The 11,390-nt window shown below is 51.1% G+C and carries 11 protein-coding genes; 3 read left to right on the forward strand and 8 right to left on the reverse strand.

Translation table 11 applies throughout. From position 1 onward, the window contains the following. Window positions 1-28 precede the first annotated feature (28 nt). The 5 genes from ACZ2GZ_RS14730 to ACZ2GZ_RS14750 form a co-directional block, all read right to left on the reverse strand. Window positions 29-757: a GntR family transcriptional regulator gene (locus tag ACZ2GZ_RS14730; RefSeq protein ID WP_021068003.1), complete on the reverse strand. Its 729-nt coding sequence runs from the start codon at window positions 755-757 to the stop codon at window positions 29-31. Between the two features lie 80 nt (window positions 758-837). Further along, window positions 838-2,262 (reverse strand): glycoside hydrolase family 1 protein, encoded by a 1,425-nt coding sequence (locus ACZ2GZ_RS14735; RefSeq protein WP_058765350.1) that lies wholly within the window; start codon window positions 2,260-2,262, stop codon window positions 838-840. Between the two features lie 32 nt (window positions 2,263-2,294). Beyond that, on the reverse strand, window positions 2,295-3,605 hold the full coding sequence (gene celB / locus ACZ2GZ_RS14740; protein WP_058765536.1) for a PTS cellobiose transporter subunit IIC: 1,311 nt from the start codon (window positions 3,603-3,605) through the stop codon (window positions 2,295-2,297). 23 nt (window positions 3,606-3,628) lie between these two features. Beyond that, complete coding sequence (locus ACZ2GZ_RS14745) at window positions 3,629-3,973, reverse strand: PTS sugar transporter subunit IIA (RefSeq protein ID WP_058765348.1); 345 nt, start codon at window positions 3,971-3,973, stop codon at window positions 3,629-3,631. Between the two features lie 4 nt (window positions 3,974-3,977). Beyond that, a complete protein-coding gene (locus ACZ2GZ_RS14750) occupies window positions 3,978-4,274 on the reverse strand; it encodes a PTS sugar transporter subunit IIB (protein ID WP_021067999.1) in 297 nt (98 codons plus the stop codon). A gap of 141 nt (window positions 4,275-4,415) precedes the next feature. Between ACZ2GZ_RS14750 and ACZ2GZ_RS14755 the strand changes: the two genes are divergently transcribed. Together ACZ2GZ_RS14755 and ACZ2GZ_RS14760 are read left to right on the forward strand one after the other, a co-directional pair. Beyond that, on the forward strand, window positions 4,416-6,200 hold the full coding sequence (locus tag ACZ2GZ_RS14755; RefSeq protein WP_058765346.1) for a type I phosphomannose isomerase catalytic subunit: 1,785 nt from the start codon (window positions 4,416-4,418) through the stop codon (window positions 6,198-6,200). 16 nt (window positions 6,201-6,216) lie between these two features. Continuing rightward, the gene (locus tag ACZ2GZ_RS14760) at window positions 6,217-7,089 is read left to right on the forward strand and encodes an ROK family protein (protein WP_408584498.1); all 873 of its coding nucleotides are present in this window, start codon (window positions 6,217-6,219) and stop codon (window positions 7,087-7,089) included. Between the two features lie 39 nt (window positions 7,090-7,128). Here the strand turns inward: ACZ2GZ_RS14760 and ACZ2GZ_RS14765 are convergent, their stop codons facing one another. Together ACZ2GZ_RS14765 and ACZ2GZ_RS14770 are read right to left on the reverse strand one after the other, a co-directional pair. Further along, a complete protein-coding gene (locus tag ACZ2GZ_RS14765) occupies window positions 7,129-7,623 on the reverse strand; it encodes a hypothetical protein (protein ID WP_408584499.1) in 495 nt (164 codons plus the stop codon). After that, window positions 7,620-9,137, reverse strand: coding sequence for a sensor domain-containing diguanylate cyclase (locus ACZ2GZ_RS14770; RefSeq protein ID WP_408584500.1), 1,518 nt, complete (start codon window positions 9,135-9,137; stop codon window positions 7,620-7,622). The genes ACZ2GZ_RS14765 and ACZ2GZ_RS14770 overlap by 4 nt, the downstream gene beginning before the upstream one ends. 200 nt (window positions 9,138-9,337) lie before the next feature. On the opposite strand from ACZ2GZ_RS14770, the gene ACZ2GZ_RS14775 reads away from it, so the two are divergent. After that, the gene (locus ACZ2GZ_RS14775) at window positions 9,338-9,811 is read left to right on the forward strand and encodes a DUF6188 family protein (RefSeq protein ID WP_125318031.1); all 474 of its coding nucleotides are present in this window, start codon (window positions 9,338-9,340) and stop codon (window positions 9,809-9,811) included. 120 nt (window positions 9,812-9,931) lie between these two features. Here the strand turns inward: ACZ2GZ_RS14775 and ACZ2GZ_RS14780 are convergent, their stop codons facing one another. Further along, complete coding sequence (locus ACZ2GZ_RS14780; protein WP_031200425.1) at window positions 9,932-11,383, reverse strand: glycoside hydrolase family 1 protein; 1,452 nt, start codon at window positions 11,381-11,383, stop codon at window positions 9,932-9,934. Window positions 11,384-11,390: the final 7 nt, after the last annotated feature.

The raw sequence follows: 11,390 nt of genomic DNA on the forward strand, positions 1-11,390 counted from the left end.
TCGCAAAAAGTCGCCTTTTCAGGCGACGTCATCGAACGATATTGACCGAAGAGAAGACGAACTTGTCATAGCGGTGCCGAGCGAATGAGTATTCGAACGGTTTCCCGTTACTCAAGTAAACGACTTGTTCGACCTCGATGATTGGGTCGGTAATGTCATTCTTCAAGTAACGTTGATCATATTCGTCAGGCTTATCGGCCCGAATCATCTTGTGTGAGCTCGTGATCGTGTAGCCGAGCTCCTGTTGGATGTAGCTATAGACCGACTTCTCCAAAATTTTACGCGACAGTCCTGTAATTAGATTGGCGACCATGTACGTCAATTCGATGACGTACGGCTCTTCGTCCACATAGCGGACACGACGAATCTCATAGACCGGTTCCGTCAGCTCAATCATCAAATGGTCGGCGACTTCCTGGGTCGGGAACTTCACTTCAAAATCGAGCACTTCACTGCGCAAACTGCGGTCGCCGATGACTTGCGTCAATCCTCTCGTCTCTTTACTGATGATGTTGATGCGTTCTTTTTGGAAACTGGCCGGCAAGATGAACGTCCCTTTGCCACGCTTCCGATAAATCAAGCCTTCCATCACGAGAATCTCGAGAGCGCGCTTCATTGTCATGCGGCTGACACCAAACTCTTCCGCTAATTGAATCTCATCCGGAAGCGGTGTTTCGAGTTCATAAGCCTGTTCATTGATCCGATGCCGAATCTCATCCGCAATCGATTCATATTTTGGTTTTTTCTTTGTAGACATATTCCACCTCATGTATAGACATATACAAATAATATATCAAAAAAAGCTGACAAAGAGTAGGTCCTTGTCAGCTTTTCCTATTATTCTATAAATCCATGATTGGTAATCACTTGTTTGAACCAGTGACCAGACTTTTTAACGGTCCGCTCTTGGGTCGCCAAGTCGACACCGACGAACCCATAGCGGTTCTTATAGGCGTTGCTCCATGACCAGTTGTCCATGAACGTCCATAAATGGTACCCTTTCACGTTCGCACCTTCTTCGAGCGCCCGATGCGTCCATTTCAAATGCTCGCGAATGAAATCGATCCGGTAGTCGTCTTGGACGCTGCCGTCGGTGTCACGGTAACGTTCTTCTCCTTCAACGCCCATCCCGTTCTCAGAAATGAAACACGGGATGTTACCGTAGTTGTCTTTCAAGTTGATCAAGATGTCATAGACGCCCTGCTCATAAATTTCCCAACCACGATACGGGTTCATCTTGCGACCCGGCATCTCATAGAAGTCGAACAAATTCTCGGGTAGGAACGGCGCATCAGGATTCGGTAGCGACGCCTTTGCCTTGACCCGACGCGGTTGATAGTAGTTGATGCCAAGGAGGTCGATCGTATTCGCCCGAATGAGATCCAAGTCTCCAGGTTGCATCTCCGGCATCGCGCCTTGTTCCTGTAACACGTCGACGAGTTCTTCAGGGAACGTCCCGAGCACGGACGGGTCCAAGAACGAGCGGTTGAAGATCGCGTCGGCCAAGCGTGACGCCTTCAGATCGGCCGGATGTTGGCTGCGCGGATACGACGGCGTCAAATTCAGGATAATTCCGATTTGACCGGCCTGTTCCCGCTCCCGGTACGCCTGAATGGCGAGCGCGCTCGATATGATCGAATGGTAAGCGACTTGAACGGCACGCTTGAAATCGACGACGTTCGGATAGTGGAAATCGTACAAATAGCCGCCTTCGACCGGTACGATCGGTTCGTTATGGGTGAACCATGTCGTCACACGGTCTCCGAAAAGTTCGAAACAAGTCTTCGCGAACTGTACGTAAGCGTCGACGACGTCACGTGACTCCCAGCCGCCTCGGTCTTGAAGCGTCATCGGCATGTCGAAGTGATACAAGTTGATGAACGGCTCGATGTCATGATCGATGAGGCAATTAATCACATTGTTATAGAACGTGATCGCCTCTTCATTCACCTCACCGACGCCTTCTGGGAATAGACGTGACCACGAGATTGAGAAACGGAACGTGTTATGTCCGAGCTCCTTCATGAGTGCGATGTCTTGCTCGTACAAATGATAGAAGTTAGACGCCTCCGTCGCGCTGACGCCATTGAAGAATCGGTTCGGCTGTTGCATATACCAATAATCCCAAATATTTAAGCCTTTGCCTCCCTCAAACGCCGCACCTTCCATTTGCGTCGCCGAAGAGGCCGTCCCCCACCAAAAATCGGTCGGGAATTGATACGTCACTGCTGCTGATGTTTTCGTTTCTGTCGGGTTCGTCATAAACTTTCTCTCCCTTATTCTCTATTTCTCATTCATACCGCTTCGTCTTTATGGTTAGCGGCTTCTTCCTGTTCTTTCTTCAAGTTCAAACGGTCAATAAATTTAAGGAATGGGAACCAGACCGCCAAGATGATCAAGAAGTTGACGAGTTGTAGCAATCCGCCGGCAAGTGAGTTCGTCGCCATCATCCCACTGATGAACATCGGGACGGTCCAAGGTACCGCGACCCCTGTCGGCGGCGGGACGAGCCCTGTCGACATTGCAAAGTAAGTGACTGTGACCGTGATGAGTGGGGCGACAATCCACGGAATCATGATGAGCGGGTTCATGACGATCGGCAGACCGAAAATGACCGGTTCGTTGACGTTAAAAATCCCTGGTCCGAGTGACAGTTTCCCGATTTGTTTCAACTGCTTCGATTTCAAGAACAACAAAATCGCTACGATGACGGCAAGCGTCGAGCCGGAGCCACCAAGGCCGACCGTATAGATTTCGACGAACTGTTTACTGATGATGTTCGGCACATCTCCGGTCGCCGTGTACGCGTTCAAGTTTTCAAGCGACAACGTATTCCAAATCGGATCCATGACCGAGTTGACGATGACTTGTCCGTGCAACCCGAAGAACCAGAACAATTGGACGAAGAAGATGGCGATCAACGTTGGGACGAGACCGTTACCCAATTTAACGAGCGGCTGTTGCACGACGTTGAAGATGACGTCATGTAAGTTCGTATTGAACAAGCTCGTCACACCGATGTTGAGGAGCAAGAAGACCGTGAGCGTCAACAAGGCCGGAACGAGCGCCGAGAACGACTTCGCAACCGCCGGCGGTACGCCATCCGGCATTTTGATCGTCCAGTTCTTTTGAACGACGAATCGATAAATCTCACCTGAGAGGAAACCTGTAATCATGGCGAGGAACATTCCTTTGGCGCCAAGACGATCGAGCGGGAGGACGTTACCGACCGCTTCTGTCATTCCTTCGACTTCAATGAGGAACGGTGTCAACAAGAGGAACGATACGAGCGAAATCGCCCCACCGAAGACGGCTTCGACGTTGTAACTTTTCGAAAGATAATAGCCAATACCGAAAACGACGAAGATTGACATGATTCCCATCGTGGCCGATGGGGCGTTACCGAGTGACGATTTGAACGCATTCAGCGTCCCTTCCGACATGAACTTGTCTAAGAACGGCAAGTTGGCAATAACGACGACGATTGAACCGAACATGGTAATCGGGAACGCGAGCATGAACGCATCCCGTAAGACTTGCAAATACCGACTGTTGTTCAAGTAAGTCGCCATCGGCATGAGCAACTTGCTGATCAATAAGAACATTTTGTTGTCCTGTGACATAGGATTCACCCTTCTTGATTAGGATTTACAATCTTTTGCTCCATCATCTCAATCAGACCTGCCGTCAAATCTAGCATCGTCTGAGTCGACATGAGATGGTCTTCGGCGTGAAGGAGCAACAGTGACATGTCCGTCTTCTCCCCGTTCGCCTCTTTTTGAATTTGGCTAAAGTGCGTCTGATGCGCTTCTTTTAACTGTTCACGTGCTGTCGCTAGCTGCGCTTCAAACGCTTCGTAGGAACCGTTCTTATACGTTTGGATTGCTTCTTGAATCGTGCTCCGAGCGTTCCCGCTATGCAAAATCATCATGAACGCCATCTGTTCTAACGTTAACTCTTCCGTTCCTTCCATGACCTCACCCCATCAATTTGATTGCTTGCTCATACGCTGCTTTCCCATTCGCCGTTCCGTAGGCCATCATGTCGATGACTTCGACCGGCTTCGATGTTTGCGCTTTCAATTTATCGAGCAAAAAGCGCATTTGCGGTCCGATGAGGATGACGTCCGCTTCTTCCATCTCCTTACCAACCTGGTCTTGACCGACTGCCCAAATTTTCGCTTCGTCCCCGATTGACGCCGCGTGCTGTTGCATTTTCGTGACGAGCAGGCTCGTCGACATTCCTGAACTACAAGCAAGTAATACCTTCTTCATGTTCGATCACTCCTTTTTTGAAATCGTTTACAACTTTTATTATACACATGATTAATTTCATGTCTATACTTGATTTAAAGTTTGTTTAGTTTTTAAATTTAAAAGTGTATACGATAATAAATGAGAGTGAGGGAATTGACGATGAAAATCATCCCGTTACAGCCGCATTATCAATATCGTCTTTGGGGAGGCGACCGCTTAAAGCGTTTTGGTTTTTGTTTTGATGAAGTCTCGATCGGCGAAGCATGGACCGCCTCGGCGTTGCCGCAAGGCAGTTCCGTCGTGTCTGCCGGATCGCATATTGGGACAACGCTAGACGACCTTTATGCCACGCATCCAGAACTGTTCGGCATTAACTCACCTGTATTTCCGTTATTGATCAAGTGGATTGACCCGAACGATGATTTATCGATTCAAGTGCATCCTGATGACGAGCTCGCGCAGTCGCTCGAGGGTCAACCGTATGGAAAGAATGAATGCTGGTACATCCTCGACGCGCCAGAAGGGGGAGAAATCATCTACGGGCATACGTTCGAGTCGAAAGAGACGTTACAACAGGCGCTCGAGGCTGGTGATGTCATGTCCGGTTTAATTCGAAAACCTGTCAGCCGCGGCGATTTTTTATACGTGCCGGCCGGGACTGTCCACGCTTTGACGAAAGACGTATCTGTTCTCGAGATTCAACAAAGTTCGGATACGACGTACCGTCTCTATGATTACGGACGCACTGAACCGACGACGGGCCGCACACGTGATCTCCACGTCAATCAAGGTACCCTTGCCTCCTTCGCACCCCATCTCGACTATGTGGAACCTGCCCTGTCACTGGATCATTTCCGAACGCAGTTGACGCGCAATCCGTATTTCTTCGTCGAAAAATGGACGATCGAACGCGAAGAATCCGTCTCGACGGACACGTTCCGTTTGCTCTCGGTCGTCGAAGGGACACTTGAGATTGACGGTTCGGCCTTCGAGATCGGTGCGACGTTGCTTTTGCCAGCGGGTCAGTCATTTCAGTTAGACGGAACGGCCACGTGCCTCGTCACCGGTGTATCCTCTCCAACGAAACAAAAAGCCCGCATCGGCATCGATTTGGGCGGCACAAACACACGAATCGCCGTCGTGTCGACAGAAGGGCGTCTCGAGAAACAATATAAATTGAAGACACAGCCGCACCTTGCGCTCGACACCTTGTTGAACCAAATCAAGCTTGCCGTCGAACGATTCCAACTCGAATATGACATCACGCACGTCGGCATCGCGGCACCGGGTCCGCTCGACTTAAAACGAGGTGCGTTCTTGACCCCGCCGAACCTCCCGAACTGGCACCATCAGACAATCGTGGAGCCGCTATGCACTCTGCTCGGCCTACCTGTCACGTTAGAGAATGATGCCAATGCGGCAGCGCTCGCCGAAGCGAAATTTGGGGCTGGTCGTCATGTCGACTCCGTCTTTTACGTCACGGTCAGCACAGGTATTGGCGGCGGTTTCGTCTATAAGCAAAATTTGATTAGCGGGGCTCATGGTAGCGCCGGAGAAGTCGGCAATATGATCATTCGTACGGACGGACCAGCACATCCGACGCTGAACGTCGGAGCGCTTGAAACGCATGCGAGTGGAACGGCACTTCACGAACGTGCCCGCACTAAAGGAATGACTGATTCGATGACGCTTTTGACAGACGAAATCGAATGCAGCACGTTCGTCGAGGATTTAGCGACCGGTCTCGCCAATATCATCCACACGGTCGATCCTGACGTCATCATTCTTGGAGGAGGCGTGACGGCTTCGGCTCCGTTATACTGGAATCAGTTACAAGACGCGGTCGCGATGCGAGTATACCCTCATTTGAGAGGAGCGACCCCCCTCGTCCTGCAGCAATTGCATGGCGACGCTGGCGTCATCGGGGCCGCGTTCTTGCCATAAGGAGTGGAAACAAGACATGCAACATTATTTAGCCATCGATATCGGTGGTACGAGTATCAAATACGGAGTCGTCCAAGCCGACGGCAACCTCCTGTCGAACAAACACGTCCCAACTCCAGCGACGTGGGACGGCTTGCTTGATCAAGTCGATGTGATTTTTAACGAAGCGACGGTTGAGTCCCCGCTCGACGGAATCGCCTTCAGTGCGCCCGGCTCCGTCGACTCGACGACCGGTGTGATTCATGGCATCAGCGCATTGCCGTATATCCACAATCGTCCGTTTCTACAGGCGTTCGAAGACCGTTACGACTTACCGGTCACCGTCTTGAACGATGCCAATGCGGCAGCACTTGCAGAAGGATGGAACGGTGCGGCCGCATCCGTGAAACGTTATGCGACCGTGGTCATCGGTACAGGCATCGGTGGTGCCTTCGTCGACTCGGACGTCCTCATGGTCGGGTCACACTTCCACGGCGGTGAGTACGGGTACTGGATTTTGGACCCGAACTTGCCGCATCCAGATGGAACATGGAGCGCCATCGGTTCGACGGCCGTCCTCGTCAAGCGTTGCAGCGAACAGCTCGGTCGTCCACTTACCGGAAAAGACGTGTTCGCGCTTCAAACCAATCCGGTCATCCAAACGGAATTAGAGCGCTTCTATCGCTGGAACGCAATCGGCATGTACAATCTTCAATTCGGACTCGACCCGGAGCGGATTTTAATCGGTGGTGGTATCAGTCGCCGTCCGGAAGTCCGAGACGGCATCAAACGACACTTGGATGCGCTCTGTGATGCGTTCGGGACGTTCCACATCGATCTCGAGACGTGTGCCCACTTCAACGAGGCCAACTTGATCGGGGCCGCACGGTTTCACATGTTAGCGCAGTGAAAAAAGGGTTTCCACCACGAGTCTGTGATGGAAACCCTTTTATTGTGCCAGGCGATCTTCATGGAGGTGATGATATACCTCGTCTCGAATCGCTTCGAGCGTACGGTCATGGACAATCATATGCTCCCGAATCGTCCGGTTGACGCGTTCATTAATCTTTCCGGCCTCTAAGTATCGATCCAACACAGGAAGGCTGAAGTCGTCAATCGGCAAATAGGCGATAGGAGTCACGGCGGATCCCGATTTCACAGAGACTTGCACGCCGTTCACTTCTGGAAAGAAATAAGATTCATAATACGGTTCGACGACCAGTTCTGCTTTCGCCGCATCCCGGACTTCCGGAATCGTCGTCGGCAACGCGATGAAATATACCATTTGATCGAACGAGAATGAGACATCTTTCAATGAGACACCGAGTGCCATAGCGTGGCGTCGCGCCAGGTTGCCTGTCACGAAACGATAACACGGCTGACTCGTCAATAAAATCGAACCGATAAAGGCGACGGTCATAATCATGACACTGAATTCGGTCATAACGTTACCCCTTCCCAACGACAGACTTGGTTTTTCCCTTTTGATTTGGCTGCATAGAGGGCTTGATCGGCACACTCAATCAACTGTTCGAGGGACTGTTCATGAAGGGTATGCTTTGAAGCGACGCCGAAGCTGAGCGTCAATTGCCCACCCGGTTGTCGCTCTCCGTTCATAAAGTTCGTTCCGAGCACGGCGCTGCGGATCGTTTCCGCCACCTGTGCCGCCTCGACCTCGTCATACTGCGGCAATAGCACGACGAACTCTTCGCCACCGAACCGATACGCCATCTGTTCATCCGGCACGCTTCGTCGAATGACACTCGCGAGTCGCGTCAACAACTCGTTTCCAGCCAAGTGCCCATTCGTGTCGTTGAAGTGCTTGAAATGATCGATATCCATGACAATCAGTGACAGCTCGTCCGTTTCGCACTCCCGGAACAAGACGTCCAAATCTTGTTCGAACGAGCGATGGTTTTTAAGACGCGTCAAGCCGTCACGAAGCGCCAATGTCTCGATACGTTGATACAGCATCGTTTGATGGAGCGCGAGCGAGGCTTGTTCCGCAATCGGACGGACACTATCAATCTTTTGAGGGGTGATCGGCTTTTTGTTGACGACGTTATCGATGACGAGGAGTCCGTAAGGGATTCCTTGATGGTGAAGTGGGAAAATCGTACACTCATCCATTTGTAAATCGGTATGTAGCATCCGCAGCACCGGGTCATCGGCGATGCTCGCGTAGACATGGAGCGGTCGTCCTGAATCGAGCGTCTGTTTGAACAGGTGGTTGCCATGAAACGGGATCGTCATCTTCTGAATTCGTTCGTTCAACTGTTCATCGTGCGTCGAGTCCGTCTCCTTCTCATCAATCAGTCCTTGGAGGTCATAATGTTGGCGCGTAATTTCTTCCCAAATTTGAAAGCCGTCTTCTGGATTCATCGGTCCTGTTCCCATCACTCCGTAAATGCTATCTTTTTCCAAATCCGCAAAAAAGATGATTGAACGGTTAAACCCGAGCCCGTGCCCCGCCGTCACCGATGTCAAAATCGTTTGCAACAATCGGTCCGGATCAAGCGTGTCTTGCATTGTAAAACTGACTTCCCGAAACACGTTCAATTGACGAGAACTTGCCGTCAACATCCGTAACCGTCCCGATCGCTCACGCTTCAACTGTTTGACGTAGCCGAAGAGCAACGCCGCGCCTAATCCAAAGAAGACATAACTGAGCAACAGTGGAAAGGATAGTATCCCGGATTGACTGTATACTAAAAGCCAGCTGACCATAATTGCAACTGTCATGCCTTTCCAGTGAAAACAGACGAGTCCCGTCATAATCAACAACAGCACGGACCAATGCAAATCATAAAAGTCGAACAACACCCCGTGCCAAATCACGACGAGACTGCTCGTCCCGGCGAGCAGCCAGCGATTCAGGGCGGGGGTCGTCATCAACCGGAGGATGTTGAGGACGATGGTGATTAGGACAGTGCCGCCAATCAATAAGCCATAAACCATGGTTACCCCTCGTTTCATCGATTCATCTATACATTTGATTATAAATCGAATCCTTGAAGGCGGGACCGAATTCGCCCAATCACTGACCAAACTTTTAACTTCCTTGAAGTATTTTCCATAAGATGTCGAACGTCTTTATCTACCTCTCGTATGAGTGATTTCACATAATCCTTTCGTTTACTTTAGTGGAGTAACGTGGAATGATGGAATTAACTAACCTATTTAAGCGAGGTGGAAGCGTGACCCGTACCGAACATCTAGAAGCTACACGGATTTTACAACATCTATTTAACGCGTCTTCCTTCGTCGGAATCGACTTCGGTTCCGGCCCAAACCATCACCTACTTTACTTTAAACGAGACGGCAACGAGTCTTGGCTCTCAATCGAAGGACCTTGGTACGTCCACTCATCGGGTCCGTCGTTCAACGAAGACGAACAACTCCATCACCTCGTCGGACTGCGACGTGAACGCGTCCGCTCCGTCCGTTTAACAGAAGACAACCCCAACCTTGAACTCACATTTGAATCCGGATCGGTCCTGTTCGTGAACGGTTATCATGAGCAGTACGAGAGTTGGCAGGCCGGGGACGCCCGCCCGCTCGGAGGCGAACACTTTTTACTCGTCGCCATGCCTCAAGGAGACTTGGCCGTCTTCGCGGAAGATGACGTCTGATGGCAGCCTGGACGGAGATTCTCACGTATATGTTGATTGCCGGCGGCGTCAGTCTCGCCATCATCGTTTTGCGAAAAATCACGAAAGCATAAGAAAAGAGCGGCCGCGGCCGCTCTTTTCTTATTTCACCGTCTCGTCCTCGAACAAGCTCGCCCCGTTCGTCTGGATGACGTCTTGATACCAGAAGAACGAGTCTTTCCGTGAACGCTCGAGTGTCCCTGACCCATCGTCGTGCTTATCGACGTAGATGAAACCGTAACGTTTGCTGTACTCCCCGGTCGATGCGCTGACAAGGTCGATACAGCCCCAGCTCGTATAACCGATGACGTCGACACCGTCTTCAATCGCCTCCACCATCGCTTTCAAATGGTCACGCAAGTACTCAATCCGATAATCGTCATGGACCGAACCGTCCGCTTCGACCTTATCATAAGCCCCGAGACCGTTCTCGACGATGAAGAGCGGCAATTCATAACGCTCATACAGTTTGTTCAAAATGACGCGAAGTCCCATCGGATCGATTTCCCAGCCCCAGTCGCTTGCTTTCAAGTAAGGGTTTTTCACACCGCTCATGATGTTCCCTGCTGCTTCGTCTTCTGTCTTCTCCGCTTTCTCGGTACGCGACATATAGTAGCTGAGTGAGAAGAAGTCGACCGTGTGTGCTTTTAGCGTCTCGAGATCGCCATCTTCCATCACGAGTTCAATCCCGTTCTCACGGAAGAATCGTTTCGCGAACGACGGATATTCACCGCGAACGTGAACGTCGCCGCAGAAGAAGTTCATCATGCGCTCGGCGTCATGCGCGTACCAAATGTCTTCCGGGTTCGAGCTGTACGGATAGACCGGCGCCGCGATGAGCATGCAGCCGATTTGCATCGACGGGTCGATTTCGCGTGCTGCTTTTGTCGCGAGCGCACTTGCCACGAGTTGATGGTGCAACCCTTGATATGTCAATTGCAACTGGTCGTCCCCTTCACGGATCGCCATCCCGAGACTGAGCATCGGCATGAATTGGGCCCCGTTGATTTCATTGAACGTGAGCCAATATTTGACCTTGCCTTGGTAACGTTCGAACAAGACACGGCTGTACCGCTCGAAAAATGTCACGAGGCGGCGGTCACGCCAACCACCGTATGCTGTCGCCAAGTGGAGCGGCAACTCATAGTGCGAGATGGTGACGAGCGGCTCAATCCCCTGCGCGACGAGCTCGTCGATGACGCGATCATAGAATTGAAGACCTTCCTCGTTCGGCTCGAGTTCGTCACCGTTCGGGAAGATGCGCGACCAAGCGATCGACATGCGGAATGTTTTGAAGCCCATCTCTTTGAAGAGAGCGATGTCTTCCTTGTAGTGATGATAGAAGTCAATGCCTTCGTGGTTCGGGTACGTATACTCGTCATGTAACTCGAAATCGAACGTCGGGTCATGGATGATTTTCATCCGGTCCTTGCCGCCCGGCATCACATCCGCGATCGACAGTCCTTTGCCGCCTTCTTGATATCCGCCTTCAAATTGGTTCGCCGCTGTGGCGCCACCCCATAAAAAGTTTTTCGCTACTTGTTTCATATCCATTTCCTCC

The organism is Exiguobacterium sp. KKT215 (assembly GCF_055635335.1).